This window comes from Pseudoflavonifractor gallinarum (assembly GCF_014982855.1).
GTDB lineage: Bacteria > Bacillota > Clostridia > Oscillospirales > Oscillospiraceae > Pseudoflavonifractor_A > Pseudoflavonifractor_A gallinarum.
Window position 1 is genome coordinate 1 of record NZ_JADCKF010000012.1, and the last position, 16,592, is coordinate 16,592.

At 57.8% G+C, this 16,592-nt stretch carries 11 protein-coding genes; 5 read left to right on the forward strand and 6 right to left on the reverse strand.

Annotated elements, in window-relative coordinates:
* Nucleotides 1–139: 139 nt before the first annotated feature.
* A complete protein-coding gene (locus INF37_RS12700; protein ID WP_193538652.1) occupies nucleotides 140–1,600 on the reverse strand; it encodes a recombinase family protein in 1,461 nt (486 codons plus the stop codon).
* A gap of 404 nt (nucleotides 1,601–2,004) precedes the next feature.
* Between INF37_RS12700 and INF37_RS12705 the strand changes: the two genes are divergently transcribed.
* The 4 genes from INF37_RS12705 (at nucleotide 2,005) to INF37_RS12720 (ending at nucleotide 5,667) form a co-directional block, all read left to right on the forward strand.
* Nucleotides 2,005–2,382, forward strand: coding sequence for a Fur family transcriptional regulator (locus tag INF37_RS12705; RefSeq protein WP_193538654.1), 378 nt, complete (start codon nucleotides 2,005–2,007; stop codon nucleotides 2,380–2,382).
* The gene (gene rbr / locus INF37_RS12710; protein ID WP_193538656.1) at nucleotides 2,349–4,451 is read left to right on the forward strand and encodes a rubrerythrin; all 2,103 of its coding nucleotides are present in this window, start codon (nucleotides 2,349–2,351) and stop codon (nucleotides 4,449–4,451) included. Before INF37_RS12705 ends, rbr begins: the two co-directional genes overlap by 34 nt.
* Before the next feature lie 110 nt (nucleotides 4,452–4,561).
* The gene (locus tag INF37_RS12715; RefSeq protein ID WP_193538658.1) at nucleotides 4,562–5,077 is read left to right on the forward strand and encodes an NAD(P)H-dependent oxidoreductase; all 516 of its coding nucleotides are present in this window, start codon (nucleotides 4,562–4,564) and stop codon (nucleotides 5,075–5,077) included.
* A complete protein-coding gene (locus INF37_RS12720; RefSeq protein ID WP_193538660.1) occupies nucleotides 5,062–5,667 on the forward strand; it encodes an NADPH-dependent FMN reductase family protein in 606 nt (201 codons plus the stop codon). The genes INF37_RS12715 and INF37_RS12720 overlap by 16 nt, the downstream gene beginning before the upstream one ends.
* A 134-nt stretch (nucleotides 5,668–5,801) precedes the next feature.
* Here the strand turns inward: INF37_RS12720 and INF37_RS12725 are convergent, their stop codons facing one another.
* Nucleotides 5,802–7,967, reverse strand: coding sequence for a M28 family peptidase (locus INF37_RS12725; RefSeq protein WP_193538662.1), 2,166 nt, complete (start codon nucleotides 7,965–7,967; stop codon nucleotides 5,802–5,804).
* Between the two features lie 694 nt (nucleotides 7,968–8,661).
* Here INF37_RS12725 and INF37_RS12730 point away from each other — a divergent pair.
* On the forward strand, nucleotides 8,662–11,235 hold the full coding sequence (locus tag INF37_RS12730; RefSeq protein WP_193538664.1) for an S-layer homology domain-containing protein: 2,574 nt from the start codon (nucleotides 8,662–8,664) through the stop codon (nucleotides 11,233–11,235).
* A gap of 90 nt (nucleotides 11,236–11,325) precedes the next feature.
* On the opposite strand, the gene INF37_RS12735 is transcribed toward INF37_RS12730, so the two are convergent.
* Genes INF37_RS12735 through INF37_RS12750 form a run of 4 tightly spaced genes read right to left on the reverse strand, consistent with a single transcriptional unit; the run spans nucleotide 11,326 to nucleotide 16,129 of the window.
* Nucleotides 11,326–12,489: a DUF3798 domain-containing protein gene (locus INF37_RS12735; RefSeq protein ID WP_101692160.1), complete on the reverse strand. Its 1,164-nt coding sequence runs from the start codon at nucleotides 12,487–12,489 to the stop codon at nucleotides 11,326–11,328.
* Between the two features lie 34 nt (nucleotides 12,490–12,523).
* Nucleotides 12,524–13,579, reverse strand: coding sequence for an ABC transporter permease subunit (locus INF37_RS12740; protein WP_186964217.1), 1,056 nt, complete (start codon nucleotides 13,577–13,579; stop codon nucleotides 12,524–12,526).
* Nucleotides 13,560–14,603, reverse strand: coding sequence for an ABC transporter permease subunit (locus INF37_RS12745; RefSeq protein ID WP_193538666.1), 1,044 nt, complete (start codon nucleotides 14,601–14,603; stop codon nucleotides 13,560–13,562). Before INF37_RS12745 ends, INF37_RS12740 begins: the two co-directional genes overlap by 20 nt.
* The gene (locus INF37_RS12750; RefSeq protein ID WP_193538668.1) at nucleotides 14,600–16,129 is read right to left on the reverse strand and encodes a sugar ABC transporter ATP-binding protein; all 1,530 of its coding nucleotides are present in this window, start codon (nucleotides 16,127–16,129) and stop codon (nucleotides 14,600–14,602) included. Before INF37_RS12750 ends, INF37_RS12745 begins: the two co-directional genes overlap by 4 nt.
* Nucleotides 16,130–16,592: the final 463 nt, after the last annotated feature.

The window sequence follows — 16,592 nt, forward strand, 5'->3', positions numbered from 1 at the left end:
GTGGGGCAACAAGAAATACATGAATATGAAGCACCTGGAAGCAGCCTTTGAGGATGCCTCCATTGCTGGCTAACTTCATTCATGCCAGGGGCTGTAAACCAATTTGCGCAAAACTCTTGACACTACCGATTCTCTCCCATTAGATCCTCCAAACCACCTCTGCCCGCTCGCCGTCCAGTTTGATCTCCCGGATAAACTGGGCGGCGACAATCTTTTTCTGCTCAAAGCTCAGGGGGGCAAATTGAAGGCGCTTCCACTTCGGTACCTGCTTTTTGCTATGTATTTGGGCTTGCTTTGCCAGAATCTCCTGCCGCTGAACCTCCAGCTTCTGAATGGTCCGGTTGATGTAGGCCATGGTCAGGGCAGAGCCCTCGGCCAGAGCGGACATGAGATGGTCGATCTTCTGGTCGATCTCCGCCAGAAGCCGGGCACTTTCCGCATCTTCTCCCTGGGGTTCCTCCATATCGGGACACTCCAGCAGCAGCTGTTCCAGTTCGGCGGCTACCGACGCCTCCAGTGCCCGCAGGTCCACCCGGATGGAATGGTCACACAGACCCAGGTTGGAGCGCCCGCTGCACAGCAGATAGAACTTGCTGCCGTCCCGGTTTACCTTGACACTGTATCCACAGTGGGCGCATTTCAGAAGCCCGGAGAGCCAGGTGTGCTTTCCACGGCCGGAGCCGCCCAGCTGGCGGTTTGCCTCCAGCTTATACTGGCACTGGAGCCACAGGGCGGAGGGGATGATTCCATGGTGGAGGGCCAGCGAGAAATGCTGGTCCCGGAGGTCCTGATACTTTCCGGCGCTCCGGTCCCGCTTTCCGATGATCATGCCCCCGTGGAGGCCGTCAAACTCGTCCAGCGGATTGGAGCAGCGGAGCCCCTTCCCTTGATAGAAGAGGTAGACATCCTCGTCTGCCATGACGTATACCGGGCTATGCAGGATGCGGGAGAGGGTCACATTGTCCCAGGTGGGGCGTTTTGGGCCGGGAATTTCATCCGTGTTCAGGGCGCGGGCCACACTGCCCAGGGTGGCCTCCGGCTGGGCATAGGCGGAAAAGATCCGCTGCACCACGGACGCGTGCTCGTTGGGACAGAGAGCGGGGACCTGCCGCCCATCCGCGGCGGGAAGTTTCTGGATGGAGAACCCATAGGGGGCCGGCCCCCCGGGCCAGGAGCCCAGCTTGGCCCTCTGGAAGTAGTTGTCCCGCACCCGTTCGGCGGTGGTCTCCCGCTCCAGCTGCGCAAAGACCATGATGATGTTCAGCATGGCCCGGCCCATGGGCGTGGAGGTATCAAAGGTCTCATTGATGGATATGAACTCGACTTTGTGCCGTTTCAGAATCTCCCACAGCCGACCAAAGTCGGCAATGGACCGGGAGAAGCGGTCCAGACGGTAGACCACGATCTTCCGGATGAGCCCCTGTTCCACATCGGCCATGAGCCGCTGAAAGGCGGGGCGGTCGGTGTTTTTACCGGAATACCCCTTGTCCTCGTAGACCTGGTATTCCAGAGATACTTCCCGGCGGCACAGATCGATCTGTCCCTGGATGGAGAGGCTGTCCGCCTTGTCCACGGACTGTCGGGCATAGATTGCATCCAAGGCGGACACCTCCTGTCCTCACTCACATATTTTTTAGGATGCTATCTTCCGCGGACCTCGAGAATACGGTGCTGTTCCCGAAGTTCTGTGATACAGCGCTGGTATAGCGTTTCCAAAAGGGCACTGCGGGCCTTATCGTTGCCCTGTATGGGATGCTGATGTATGATTTCCAATGGGAGACCCTCCTTTCGGACAAACTGGCCGGTCGGACAGATTACCCTATGCAAGTGGAAGCGGCTCTATGCGGCCAGCAGGACAGGCTGTGTTTTCATGACAGGAAACAAGATAAGGCCCCGGAGAATCCTCCGGGGCCTTGTCCTTTGTGGGGAAGAGAGATGTCCTTGACATAGATCAAAAAATAGTTATAATAGAATTAGAATAATTCTAAAAAGAGTTGTGGTGAAATGACAAAGTACGAGGCAAAGATTCTGGAGTTGGTAACGGCATCCCGAAGCCATATGACGGCCGAGCAGGTCTTTGACGAATTGCGGAAAACCTACCCGACCGTGGTCCTGGCGACCGTCTATAATAACCTCAACCGGCTGTGGAGCGCGGGAGCGATCCGCAAAATATCGGTGGAGGGAATGGCGGATCGCTATGATCGGATCGAGCGGCATGATCATTTGGTGTGCAAGCGATGCGGCCGCTTGGCGGATGTGGATCTGGGGGACCTGACGGCGCAGCTGGAACAGGCGGCCGGTCGTTCGATCCTGTCCTATGATCTGAAGCTGATGTACCTATGTGAGGAATGCAGAAACGAAGCCCAAGAGAAAGGAACGTGAGGAAACTGAAGCATTTGCCCCTGTCTGTCCGTGTCCCGATTGAGGAGGACAACCCCAGCATCGTGCGCTGGGAAGAGAAGTGTATCCGCTGTGGTATGTGTAAGGAGGCCTGCACCGAACGAATGGGTGTGCACGGCACTTATACCCTGGAGCAAACCGGAGGAAAGGCGATCTGTATTTACTGCGGCCAGTGTGCCAATGTCTGTCCGGTGGACAGCATCACCGAGCGGGACGAGTGTCCCCAGGTGCGGCAGGCCATCGCAGACCCCGACCGGGTGGTGGTGGTCAGCACCTCTCCCTCCGTGCGGGCGAGTTTGGGCGAGGCCTTCGGGATGGAGCCGGGCGCCTTTGTGGAGGGGAAGATGGTGGCCCTCCTCCGGGCACTGGGCGCGGACTATGTGCTGGATACCAACTTTGCCGCGGATCTCACCATTGTGGAGGAGGCCAGTGAGCTCATCCGCCGCATGACGGAGAAGGACCGTCCGCTGCCCCAGTTCACCAGCTGCTGCCCGGGCTGGGTCCATTTTGCGGAGATCTATGCCCCGGAGCTGCTGCCCCATCTCTCCACCGCCAAGAGCCCGATCGGGATGCAGGGGCCCACGGTCAAGACCTATTTTGCGCAGAAGATGGGGCTGGATCCCCGTAAAATCGTCCATGTGGCCCTGACCCCGTGTACCGCCAAAAAATTTGAGATCCGGCGGGAAGAGATGCATGCCGCCGCCGACTACCACGGCGTAGAGGGGATGCGGGATACCGACCAGGTGATCACCACCCGGGAGTTGGCCCGGTGGGCCAAGGAGGCGGGGGTGGACTGGAATACCCTGGAGGACTCGGCCTATGATTCCCTGATGGGCACGGCCTCGGGAGCCGGAGTCATCTTCGGCAATACCGGCGGTGTGATGGAGGCCGCACTGCGTACTGCCTATGCATACCTCACCGGACAGGAGGCTCCGGCCGCCCTGCTGGAGCTGGAGAGTGTGAGAGGTTATGAAGGAGTGCGGGAGGCCCAGGTGGAGATCGGGGACCAGACACTGCAGGTGGCAGTGGTCTTTGGCACCGCTAATGCCAGAACATTTTGGAAGCACATCCAGGAGAGCGGGAAGGAATACCACTTCGTGGAGGTGATGGCCTGTCCGGGCGGCTGCATCGGCGGTGGCGGACAGCCAAAGGACCTGCTGCGCGACGGGGATGAGACCCGCAAGAGCCGGATTGCCGCCCTCTACCGGCGGGACAGCTCTATGGCGCTGCGCAGCAGCCATGAGAACCCGGAGATTCAGGCGGTCTACGAGGCCTTTTATGGCAAGCCTCTGAGCGAGATGGCCGAGAAGATGCTCCACACCACCTATCAGGACCAAAGCGGACTCATCCAGGCGGATCGTCCCAACCAGAAAGGAGAAGAAAAGACCATGAAGAAGTGGAAATGCAAAGTCTGCGGATATATTCACGAGGGCGATAGCGCCCCGGAGTTCTGCCCCATCTGCAAGCAGCCCGCCTCTGTCTTTGAGCTGATGGAGGAGGCCCCTGTCAAGAGCGCAGGCAAGTACGCCGGGACCCAGACCGAAAAGAACCTGGAGGCCGCCTTCGCCGGAGAGTCCCAGGCCCGGAACAAATACACCTACTTTGCCTCAGTGGCCCTGCGGGAGGGCTATGAGCAGATCGCGGAGCTGTTCCTCAAGACCGCTGAAAATGAGAAGGCCCATGCCAAGCTGTGGTTTGAGGAGCTTCACGGCCTGGGGGACACTGCCGAGAATCTGCGCCATGCCGCCGAGGGCGAAAACTACGAGTGGACCGACATGTATGACGGCTTTGCCAAGACCGCTGAGGAGGAGGGCTTTCCGGAGCTGGCCGCCAAGTTCCGCCTGGTGGCCGCCATCGAGAAGCGCCACGAGGAGCGCTACCGTGCGCTGCTGCACAATGTAGAGACCGCACAGGTCTTCGAGAAGAGCGAAGTCAAGGTGTGGGAGTGCCGCAACTGCGGCCACATTGTGGTGGGCACGGCCGCACCGGAGGTGTGCCCCACCTGCCAGTACGGAAAGAGCTTCTTCGAGATCCACGAGGATAACTATTGATCGTCCTGGAAGTGCGGTTTGGATCCCCATATCGGGGAAAGCTATCGTGAGGCAGAAGACCACGCGGCTCCGTTTACCTGAGCGAAACATACCCAATATCAGGAGTTTTTATGAATCTCATCTTAAGCGACCGACCTCTGGACCTGTCGGGACTTTTCGTGCCGGATCTGGAGTATATCGACCTGTCCAGTCTGAACATCAAGCACTGCATCGGCTGTTTTGGCTGCTGGACCAAAACACCGGGCCGCTGTGTCATCCGGGATGACGCCGTGAAGGTCTATCCGGCCATCGCCGCCAGCACCCGGCTTCTGTATGTGAGCCGGTTGCGGTACGGAGGCTATGATACCACCATGAAGACCATGCTGGAGCGCTCCATCCCGGTGCAGCAGGCCTTTCTCCGCCTGCACCATGGGGAGACACACCATGTGCAGCGCGCCGTGGCGACAAAGGATGCGGTTATCCTGGGCTATGGCGCCGATTCCGAGGAGGAACAGGCGCTGTTCCGGCGTCTGGTGGACCGGAATGCCTTCAACATGAACTTTGCACGCCATCAGGTCCGGTTCGTTCCGGAGGAAGCGGTGGAGCAGGCTGTACGGGAGGAGGTGCAGAAATGGATTCTGTCCTGATCCTCAACGGCAGCCCGAGAGCGCCTCGATCCAATTCCAAGCGCTACGCCCAGCTGTTTTCGGAGACCTGTCCTTTGGAGACGGTGTACTTTGACCTCATCAAAACGGAACAGGCCAAGGTGCTGGAAGCGATGGAAGAGACTTCCCGCGTTCTGCTGGTTTTTCCACTCTATGTGGATGGATTGCCGGTGGTACTGCTGGAATTTTTGAAGTACCTGGAGGAGCACCCACCTGAGAACCGGCCCACGCTGTCGGTGCTGATCAACTGCGGCTTCCTGGAGCTGGAGCAGAATAACATCGCGGTGGAGATGATCCGTCTGTTTGCCCGTAAAAACGGCTATCCCATGGGCGCTGTGCTGAAAATCGGGGGAGGAGAGGCCATTCTGGACACCCCCTTCCGCGGCTTTGCACGCGCCAAGATCCGAGCGCTGGCGCGCGCTGTGGCCAAGGACCGAGAGCGGGTCATGGGCGTCACGATGCCGCTGCCGAAAAAGCTCTTTTTGAAAGCGTCCAGCCGCTATTGGGAAGAATATGGTAGAAAAAACGGCGTGACGAGAGAACAGATGGAGACCATGGAGATCGAAGGCTGAGCAGAGACTTCGTGCCGCAATATCAGAACAAAGAAACCGGGCTTGCCGCCTGCAATATGCAGACGGCAAGCCCGGTTTGTCTCAGTCTAGTGGAAATCCATTCGGGATGATCCACGGGCAGAGGAAATCTGCCATTAGGCGAGCAGCTGGGTCAGCTCGTTGATGGAGTCGATTTCCTGCTGGGCGAGCTGGAGGAGGATCTCGCTCTGGGCCTCCACGGCCTTCTGGTAGACAGCAATCTCCTGGGAGAAGTCGCCGCCCTCCTCCTCGTAGCGGGTGTAGAGGCTGCGGGTGGCCTGGTCCACATCGGCCTTGGCAAAGCTCTTGCCGGTGCCCCAGTAGAGGTTGTCGGCGTTGGATTCGCCCCAGAGCATGTCATCCTGGATGGCGATGACCTCGGGGGAGAAGTACATGGCATACCACTCCAGCACGTTGTTCACGGTCCAGGCGTACTCGTCCACCGCAGTGGCCACCTGGCCCTCCTCCAGGCAGGAGATGATGTTCTCACACAGGGTGATGTTCTCCTGGGGGGCCTCGTGGGGGACGATGGGACGCTCATACATGAGACCCAGCAGATGCTTCTGAGCATAGGCAAAAGCGGTCAGGTTCTGGGTGGTCAGCTCCCGGCCGCGGTTCCAGAGCTCCTCCATCTTGGCGGTATCCTGGGCGTTCCGGGCCTCGGCATAGGCCTCGTTGACGGAGCAGATATCCTCGCTCATGGCCTGGGCGGTCTGCTTCAGGGACTCCAGAGCGGTGTGGTAGGCGTCCATGTCGACCCCCACCCGAGTCAGAAGCTCCTCATCCAGCGAGGCGAGGATTCGGTCATACTGGGCGGTGAAGTCCAGATAGAGCGCGGGAGTCTGGTCGATGTACATGGCGAGGGCGCCGTAATAGCGGATATTGAAGTTCATGACCGCTTCGTTGTAGGTTTCAGGGGTATCGTACTGGGAATGGTAGATCTCCTCGTAGAAGGGGAAGACGGTCTCCATGTCCTTCTGCAGCAGGAAGCCGTTGACCGTGGAGGGGACGCCGGCTGCATAGTAGGAGAAGTCATCCGAGTAGGTGTAGGTCTGATACCCCTCGGTCAGCACGCCGTCCTCAAAGCATCCCTCGGGCTCGGGGGAGTAGGGATATTCGTTGACAAAGTAGTCCAGCATGGCGTACATCTCGGGGGCGGAGTAGGAGCTGGTATAGGTGTCGAACTCATAGGCCGGAAGCTCAAAGTTCAGGAAGGCCAGGGTCTTGCCTACCCAGTCCGGGTGGACCCGGTTGATCATCTCCCAGGCGCCCACGGTCCAGTCGTACTGGGTGTAGGAGGAACCCCACTCTTCCGCGCCGTGCAGGCAGAAGACCAGATCATTTTCGGGCTGATAGCCGGAGTCGATCATGGCCTTGGCCATGGCGAGGACCAGGCCGACGGCGCAGTTGTCGTCCTGGAAGCCCTTGAAGTGCACGTCATAGTGTCCGCCCACCAGGATCTGATGGTCAGAGGACTTTCCGGGGATGCGGCCCATGATATTGTACGTGGTGCCCTCACCCACATTGACCTCGTTGTCCACGACCAGCGTGGCGGTGACCGGACCGGCGGCCAGTTTTTCCTGGATCTCCTGGGAGTCGGAAAGGCCGATGGACAGGGTGGGGATGGCGGTGGGACCGCAGATATCCTGGCAGTTCAGGGCGTCATCTGCAATCTGAGAGAAACCGCCCACATTGGCCGCCAGAATGGCGGCGGCGCCCTGGTGCTGGGCCTCCAGCATGGGGTAGGTGATCCACCAGTCGTTGCGCTGATCGATGTCGATGAGCACGATCTTTCCGGTCACATCCAGGCCCTCATAGTCCCACATGGTACCCTTTCCCACATAGACCACCTCGGCGGTGATACCTTCCGCGGGGGTGCTGGCGGTGGCATAGGAGTAGACCGGATAGGACACGCCGTCCACCGTAAAAGAGGCGCCGTTGAACTGCCAGCGGTCGCAGTCGGCCGCCACCTTTTCCACGTCGGAGAGGCCGATTTCCTCCATGGTCTGCACCAGATAGTCCGCAGCGGCATGCTCGGCATCGCTGCCCGCAGTCCGTCCGCCCAGCTCCGAATTGAAGAAATCCGGGTTGGTGGTCAGCTCGTAGGCGATATCATAGGCATAGTCCGGGGATACCGCATTCAAAAAGCTCTCATAGGCAGCCTCGGGGTCGGCCGGAGCAGCGACCGCGGATTCCTTCGGGGCAGCAGCGGTGCAGGCGGTGACCGAAAGGGTCAGTGCGCCTGCCAGCAGCAGGGGCAGGAAATGGTTCGTGTGTTTCATGTCTCTCTCCTCGATACCTCAGCAAATTTTTATACCACCGCCAGGGGCGGATGATAAAAAAACACGATGCGCCACCCATACTGGCACACCGTGTCTGCGAAATTTTCTCCATAACGATACCGATGGAGTCCCCGTCGAGAGAGATTGTTCCTGCGGATGCAAGACTTTTAAATCACTCTTATTGACCATTTCACAAGTTGATGTGCGCCAGGCGCAGGTTATAAAGTAAACCAACTTATAAAATCGGAGCGAAAGCCGCTCCATCAATAAGGCAACAAAAGTTGCCAATCCGTACCCGCGGTACGGTCCCCGGCTCTTCGACGGGTTTTCGGCATTTGACCCGGCCGTCCGTGTAGCCTCGATCCGCCTGGCAGACGGATGGTCAAACGTGCATCTCGCACAGGTATCTAATTGCTGAGTGCTATTGTAAAAGAGCGATGTCACTTTGTCAAGAAAAAATTTTACGTTTCGAAAAAAAGATTGCTTGGGGCTTTTTGCTTCTTTGATGGAATAAAATAAGGGCTTGAGTGATAATAAAGTGTAATATTTTATACTAAAATGTCGAATAGTAATGAAAAAGGGGGCGTCCGATCTGATATCCCGTTGGGCAGACAACCGCTCTTTGGGCTGAAATGCTGTATCATGAATTATATAACGATAGAGTGGTACAGATCTGCGCGGAGCGGGAGGGCCTATGAAACAATGGAAAACAGGAGCGGTGCTGATTTCACTGCTGGGGATCATGAGCGGAATGATGATGGCGGGAGCGGCAGAGAAAGCGGAGATCCCGCTGAACAGCGAGACCTTTCCGGACCCCGCTTTTTTGAGCTGGGTAAGCGACCGGGATACCGATCGTGACGGCGGCCTCTCCCAGATGGAGTTGGACGCAGTGACAAAAATGGACCTGAGAAAATTGGGAATTCAGGATTTGCAAGGCCTGGAGTATTTTCGAAATCTGGAGAGCTTGAATTGCAGCGAAAACGATCTTACCGTCCTGGAATTGACCGATTTTCCTGCCATGAACTCACTGACCTGCAATGAGAATCCGAGGCTCTCTGAGCTGCGTTTGGAAGGGGTTCCGACACTGGAACATCTCTACTGCTTTCACTCCAACCTTTTCGAACTGGATCTGCACGACGTACCCGGACTGACCTATTTTGCATGGGGCGGCAGCCCGCTCACAGAATTGGATCTGAGCGGAAATCCGGAGTTACAAATTCTCCATGTTCTGGGTGGGACGCTGACCACTGCGGACTTGTCCCAGAACCGAAAACTGGAGACGGTGCTTTGGAATCATACGTTCATCCAGACGTTGGATCTGTCCCAGCAGACCGAGTTGACCTATCTGAACTGTACGGATAACCAGCTGTTCTCCTTGGACCTGTCCCATAACACAAAGCTGGAGACCGTTTATGCGGGGAAAAACCAGCTGCTTGCCCTTCGCCTTCCGGATCGAGAGGCACTCTTTTTGGATTTTACAGAGCAGAGCCCAGCCCGGATCGCGCTGGAGCCGGGGGAAAATGGGATTTCACTGGAACCGTTTGCGCCGTGGATCCAGCCCGAAAAAATCACCGAATTGAAGGGTGGCGTTCTGGATGGAACACGGATCCAGCTGGACGCACCCAATGAGACCCTGACCTATCGCTATCGGGAGGGGGATGCGGTCCTGGATGCCGCCATTTCTGTGACGGGAGAAAATGGCTGGACGGTTCCGCTGTCCATTGAAAATTGGGAATATGGGGCGAACCCCTCCAAACCACAGGCAAAAGCGGCCTTTGGCGAGACCATATTTTCCTATTCCGAAGGAAGGGACGGCCCCTATCAGGCGGAGGCGCCGGTCCACGCGGGAGCATGGTACGTCCGTGCGGCCGTAGAGGGAACCGAGCAATACCAGGGGCTCACCGCGGTCGTGCCCTTTGAGATCCGACAGGCGGTCCCCAATTACCTGGAACCCGGGGAAAAAACGGCGGTCTATGGGGATTCCCTGGGCGATGTGAGATTGGAAACCGGCTTTTTGTGGGAGGACCCCACCCTTCCGGTGGGAGAGGCTGGAGATCGGATCCACTTTGCATCCTATACCCCGGAAGATGCGATCGATTATCTGACAGTGGCACACATTCCGGTCCACATCCGGGTTCTGCCCTATGACGGCACGCAGCTCCCCATCCCCGCGCTTTCCAGTGTGGAAGATGTGGAAAAGCTGGAGATCTGGCACGGCAAATACCAGCTTCGAACAGACGTAGACTATACAGTTGAGCTGACATCCGGGGACGGAGAGCGTCAGGTCACGATTCGCTTTATGGGGAACTATACCGGAACCGTCCTGCGGACCTTTGCAGATATGGGCGCTGGTGGGGGTGCGGGCCCTCAGTACGTGTCGATCCTGGCGGAATCCACCGGCGGTGGAGAAATCACGCCCAGCGGCAGGGTCCGCCTGGTGCGCGGCAGCGATCAGAGCTTTGCGATACGGCCACAGGCCGGATACCGGTTGGAGCAGCTCCTGGTCGATGGAAGTGCCGTGGAGTATACCGAGACCTATTCTTTTGAAAATATCACCCAAAACCATACGATATCTGCAGTATTTGTTCAAAAGTCCGTCGTTGTGGATCCGGAGATCACCGGGGTCGCACAGACCCTGAACACCAGAGACCATAACGCCTTTTTCTTCGGCTATCCTGGTGAGCGCTTTGGAGCGGACGATACACTGACCCGCGCTCAGGCCGCACAGCTCTTTTATTCGCTGCTTCTTACTCCGGGGAATGCCACGGATGCGGGGTTCTCCGATGTGCCGGAGGATGCGTGGTATGCCAGGGCAGTCAACACGCTGGCATCCATGGGAGTGGTTGCAGGGGTAGGCGGTGAAAAATTCTGGCCGGAAGCGCCGATCACTCGTGCAGAATTTGTCGCAATGGCCGGGCGGTTTGCACATCCTGTGGAAGCGGGAGGCATGACCTTTGCGGATGTCCAGGAGGATGACTGGTTTTATGAGGCGGTTCAGAGCGCCGTCTGGTACGGCTGGATTTCTGGGTATCCGGACGGCACCTTTGGATCGGAACAACCCATGACCCGCGCCCAGGCAGCCGCCATCCTGAACCGGATGTTGGGACGCAGCGCAGATCGGACCTTCCTTGCCGAAGACCATGGGCTGCGGGAATTCCGGGATGTTTCAAAGTCCCACTGGGCCTATTTTGACATCTGTGAAGCGGCCAACGGACACGGGTATGAGAAAAGAGATGGCCTTGAATTCTGGAATGCAATCCTTTCCTAGGATCGATCGAACCAAGCGGGCTGGAATATGAAAAATCCCCCTGCCGGAATCTTTCCGGCAGGGGGATTGCTCTGTGTGGGGGATCAGAGATTAATAGTAGATATCCTCCAGGATCAGCATCCAGTAGTGGTCCAGACCCTCGCCGGCCATGGCAAAGTCGGCGGCCACGGGCATATGCTCCTTGGAGAAGTTGTCCAGGAACTCCTTGCTCAGGACGTCGTCGATGGTCAGGCCATTGTCGTGCATGTAGACGGCCAGCTCCACCTGGAACTGGGGCACGTAGACGGAGGAGGGCATGGCCCATCCGGACAGCTTACCGGTCATACCGGCCTCGGCGGCCTTCTCGGTGATCATGCTGTTGATTTTGTCATAGTCGCCCAGATCATCCTCGGTGATCTCCAGGTTGAGAACGGTGGGGTAGGCCTGGGTGGGGGTGGGGCAGCACTGCTCGGCCACGATGAAGCCCTGCTTGAAGGCCTCGTCCAGGATCACGTCGTACATGGGGCAGTTGGTGCCGAAGATGTTGGTATTGGGGCCGTACTTCTCGATCTGGCGGGGCAGGTCCTCCCGGAGGAACTGGAGCATGGCGGCCTTGCCGTTGCCGGTCTGAGGATCGGGGGTCATGACCTCCACAAACTCCATGCCCAGCTCCTCACAGGTGGCCTTCATCATGTCCCGTCTCTGGACCTTGGACTCAGAGGCCATGTGAGTGGGGAAGGAGTAGTGGATAAAGGTCCGGGCGCCCATCTCATAGGCCTTGGTGGGGATGGTCACGCCGCGGCGGACCCAGTCGGTGTTGATGGCCAGATCCACATAGTCGTTGAGAAGCTGGGGATCGTCGTTGCTGGTGACGATGGTGGTGATGTCGGGGCGCTTCTCCTTGATGGTCTGGAAGGCGGGGACAATGCCCTCCATGCCGTTGTTGAAGAGGATGTACTTCATCTCGGGGTCATCGGCCAGGCTGGTGACTACGGAGATGCAGCCCTCCACGTTGGTGGCAAAATCCTCGGGCAGGGTCTTGTGCACCACGATGTCGGGGTACTTCTCCACCATCTCCTGGGCGCCGCGGAACTCGTCCTCAGAGACGGTCAGGGTGGGGGTCACGATGCCGATCTTGTAGGAGTCCTCGGCGGCGGCGCTGGCGGAAGGATTGGCAGCCGGGGTGCCCTGGGGATTGCTCCCGGTGGTGCTGCATCCGGCGGCCATGGATACGACCATCAGCACGGACAGCAGCAGGGAAACGAGTTTCTTCATGGTGTGTGTTCCTCCTGATTCTATTTTTTAAAGCCTACGCTTTAAAATTCTGAAGTTTCAGGTCCTTTTCCTTCTTGAGATTCATGATAATGGCGATCACGATCACGCCGTAGGCCAGGAAGGACCGGAAGTATTCGCCTACGGAGGGGTTGTTGAAGAGATTCTGGCCCGCCATGGGGGAGGTGATAAAGAGAGTGTGGAAGAGCACCACGCCCAGGAAGCAATTGCGCAGTTTGGCTTCCCGGATGGTGGCACCGCCCACTAAAATGGCCGCGGCCGCATAGGTCTCGATCCCCAGGTGCCCGGTATAGACCATGGCGGTGCCAAAGTCGCTCACGGTGATGATCTGGCTCATGGCGGCAAAGATGGTGGAGATCACAATGCAGATGGTGCGGATGCGGTTGCTGTTGACACCCAGCAGATTGGCATTGTGCAGATCACTGCCCACCGCCTTGGCCAGGACCCCCAGCTTGGACTTTTGCAGGTAGATCAGGATCAGGGTAAAGGTGCCGATGATAAGGAGAGGGAGCAGGGAGTAGACCTTTCCGTCCAGCGTAAAGGGCAGGACGCTGGTGAATACCTGCTTGAGGGGGGCCACATCCAGCATGTTGCGTACGCCCACGCCGGTATCCAGCAGGATCGCCTCATTGGCGGGGTGGAAAATAGTCCCGTAACCCACCATAAAGACAAACTGGTAGAGGACGGAGCTGAGCTGTCCGATCATGATGGAGACGATCATCTCGGTCCCCCGGGCCCGGTTGAGCAGCATGGCCACCAGGGTGCCGAAGAGCACCGACAGCGCAATGCTGACCCCCACCACAAAGAGCAGGATGGGGAGGCCGGAGAGATTCAGGTCCATAGCCAGGACGATGGCGGTCTGGGCACAGATGGCCCCCACCACAATGGCGAAGTTGATGCCCATGCCGCAGGTCACCGGCAGGATCAGGGCCAGGACAAAGAGAGTGTTGCGGATGAAGCGGGTATAGACCTCCGAGGAGAGATAGGAAAGGCTCACCCCGGCGTAGTGAAAGGACAGCAGGCAGAGCAGGAATACGGCAATGGGGACCAGGTTATTTTTTAAGAACTTCATTTCCCGCATCCTTTCTCTGGAAGATAAACGCATAAAGAATAATGCCGCTGGTGACGATGGTACGGAGGATCTCGGCCATTTCCGGCAGCAGAAGGGCGTTGGCCACGGGAATGGACAGGAGATAGGTGGTCTGATACAGGAAGGTTCCGATCAGCGCGTTGGCCACCGCGGCCTTTTTCTGGCTGGCGCCGCCGATGACAATGGCGGAAATGGCGGGGAAGCTCATCATAAAGGGCCCGTCGTAGAGGTGCAGGAAGCCGTAGCTCTGAGAGTAGACCACCACGCCCACGGCGGCCAGGACCATGGAGAGGATGATGCCGATGGTCCGGTACCGGTTCACCCGCAGGCCGGCAAGGCTGGAAAAGCGCTCATTTTCCGCAATGGCGGAGAAGATGATGCCGGTGCGGGTCTTGGAGAAGAGCCAGAGCAGGGCCGCGATGACAAAGAAAAAGAGGAGCAGGCCCACCGGAATGACGATCTCCCCCACCTTGATCTGCCACAGCCGGTCCAGAATGCCGCCGAAATAGATGTCCAGATTGACCCGGGGGCGCAGGCCCTGTCCGCCGATGGGATAGAGCATCTGGCGGTTGGTCACCGGGACGAAGGTATAGAAGATGTTCATGATGGGGATGAAGGAGTACCCGGCAAAGGTGCCCACGATCTCCTCGTTCAGCTTGAGACGGTTCAGAATCCTGCTGTATCCAAAGCCGAAGAGAACGGCGATGGCAGCCCCCACCAGAAGGGATACAGAGAAGCCCAGCCAGCCGGTCATCTTGTAATTGAGGGCGAATACCATACCCAGCAGACCGGCGGAGAGTCCGATGGACATGCCGAAGTTTCGCCCGGCGCCCACGTTCATCATGGGGATCAGGGAAAGGACCAGAATGCCGTTCATGGCCCATTTGATGAGGGCGTCGTTGATAAGGCTGACAAAGCTGATATCCACCAGCACGGCCAGGATCAGGAGCACCAGCATGTAGAGGGACATGATGAACCGCGGAGGATTGATGGCGTGAAGCTTCATGCGTTTCCCCTCCCGTACAGCGACAGCGTCAGTTCTTCCAGGTCCATCTCACCCTCGAAGGTCTGAAATACCTGACCCTGATACATGACCACCACCCGGTCGCAGACCCGGACCAGCTCCTCCAGCTCGCCGGAGGTAATGATGACGGTGGTGTGGTCCCGCTCGTTCATCTTCAAGAGCCAGTCCAGAATCAGTTCTTTGGAATAGATGTCAATGCCGCGGGTGGGCTCGTTGACAAAGAGCAGCTTAGGCGCAAAGGTGAGGGCCCGGGCGATGCAGACCTTTTGCTGATTGCCGCCGCTGAGCTCCCGGACCGGGGCGTCGGGCGAGCGGCAGACGATGTTGAGCTGCTCGATCATGGCCTGGGCGTGGGCCTGGATGGCCTTGCGGTCCAGCAGGGAGAGGGCGGGGCAGGCCTTCCAGCGCAGGAACTCCCGGTGCCGCAGCTCCGTGCCGAAGATCATGTTTTTCCAGACCGGGCTCTCCCGGAAGAGGCTGGTCTTTGCCCGGTCGTCCGAGAGGTAGTAGATCCCCCGGGCGGTCAGGGTGCTGTTATCCCCCAGGGAGAGCTTTTCCCCCTTGAAACGGGCCTGGAAGCTAGCCGGCTTGAGCCCGAAGAGGCCTTCTGCCAGCAGTTCCTGCCCCTGACCGGCCAGGCCGGTGATCCCCAGCACCTCCCCCTCCCGGATGTCCAGCCCGGTGCCGTTGATCTGGGAGAGCTGCATCAGGACATCGCCCTTCTGCTCCTTTGCCGCGCGCTGGGTCTTGACGATTTTCCGCCCGACCATGTCGTCGGCAAATTTTCCGACGGAAAAATCGGCCTTTTCATAGGTGGAGATCAATGTACCGTCCCGGAGCACGGAGACGGTATCGCAGACCTGCATGATCTCCTCCAGCCGGTGGGAGATGAAGATGACGGCGATGCCCCGGTCCGCAATCTCCCGGATACAGGAGAGAAGTGCCTTGGTCTCGGTGATGTTGAGAGAGCTGGTGGGCTCGTCCAGGATCAGCAGACGGATGTTCTGCTGGTCCAGCTCCCGGGCAAGCTCCACAAACTGCTTCTGGTTCAGGGAGAGGGCGTCAATCACCTGGCCCGGGTCCATATGGGCGCCGATGGCCTCCAGTGCGTGCTGGGCGTCGCGAACATTTTTGTTTGGGTCCAGCAGGGAGAGCTCCGGCAGGAGCAGGGTGGAAAACCGGGTCTTTTCCCGGTTGATCTTGATATTTTCCGTCACAGTCATGCCGGAGAACAGAGCCAGCTCCTGGTGTACCATAGCGATGCCGCAGGCTACGGACTGACTGTGATTCTGGATGGTAATATCCCGGCCGTCCAGGAGGATCCGGCCGGTGTAGCCCCCCGAGCGGGCGATGGTCTCGTTGCCGTTGAGGATGTTCATGAGGGTGCTCTTTCCCGAGCCGTTGGCGCCGATGAGACCGTGGACCTTTCCGGGGAGGATGGTCAGGTTGATGTCGTTGAGTACCGTGTGTCCGTCAAATGCCTTTGACAGATGTTTGAGTTCCAGCATAATGCCCTCCGGACATGGGTTCAGCAGAATGGTGCTTCCAAGTAGACATAAAAAAACAGTTCCCCAAACGCGATGGGATGTGGAAGCATGCACCGTGCTTAGAAAACTGACTGTGTGGTTTCATTGGGAAAAAGGCCAATGCCTATGGTAGGATACTGGAAGGGGGGGCGTTTGTCAAGGTTTATCTTTAGATGTAATAATGACTCGAAATATATAGGGTTTCTCTATAAGGAGAGCAGAAAAAAAGCCCGCAGGGCTGCCAGTTGCCCAAACGACTGCTCTGTAATTAGTAACTTTTTTTCTTGATTATTCCGGGTGTTTTGATAAAATATTACAAGGTAGAATGAAATAAAGTGGATATCGAATAGAGTAAAAGCAGATGCAGATAGAGATGGATCGATCCCTATCTGTTTCTTTTGTGGATCTTTCGATTTTGAAGTTGGATTTATGATGCTTTTGCTGC

Bases quoted from the DNA above. Each gene is read 5' to 3' on its own strand.
- INF37_RS12705 (WP_193538654.1), top strand. From the start codon at position 2,005: ATGACAAAGTACGAGGCAAAGATTCTGGAGTTGGTAACGGCATCCCGA.
- rbr (WP_193538656.1), top strand. From the start codon at position 2,349: ATGCAGAAACGAAGCCCAAGAGAAAGGAACGTGAGGAAACTGAAGCAT.
- INF37_RS12715 (WP_193538658.1), top strand. From the start codon at position 4,562: ATGAATCTCATCTTAAGCGACCGACCTCTGGACCTGTCGGGACTTTTC.
- INF37_RS12720 (WP_193538660.1), top strand. From the start codon at position 5,062: ATGGATTCTGTCCTGATCCTCAACGGCAGCCCGAGAGCGCCTCGATCC.
- INF37_RS12725 (WP_193538662.1), bottom strand. From the start codon at position 7,967: ATGAAACACACGAACCATTTCCTGCCCCTGCTGCTGGCAGGCGCACTG.
- INF37_RS12730 (WP_193538664.1), top strand. From the start codon at position 8,662: ATGAAACAATGGAAAACAGGAGCGGTGCTGATTTCACTGCTGGGGATC.
- INF37_RS12735 (WP_101692160.1), bottom strand. From the start codon at position 12,489: ATGAAGAAACTCGTTTCCCTGCTGCTGTCCGTGCTGATGGTCGTATCC.
- INF37_RS12740 (WP_186964217.1), bottom strand. From the start codon at position 13,579: ATGAAGTTCTTAAAAAATAACCTGGTCCCCATTGCCGTATTCCTGCTC.
- INF37_RS12745 (WP_193538666.1), bottom strand. From the start codon at position 14,603: ATGAAGCTTCACGCCATCAATCCTCCGCGGTTCATCATGTCCCTCTAC.
- INF37_RS12750 (WP_193538668.1), bottom strand. From the start codon at position 16,129: ATGCTGGAACTCAAACATCTGTCAAAGGCATTTGACGGACACACGGTA.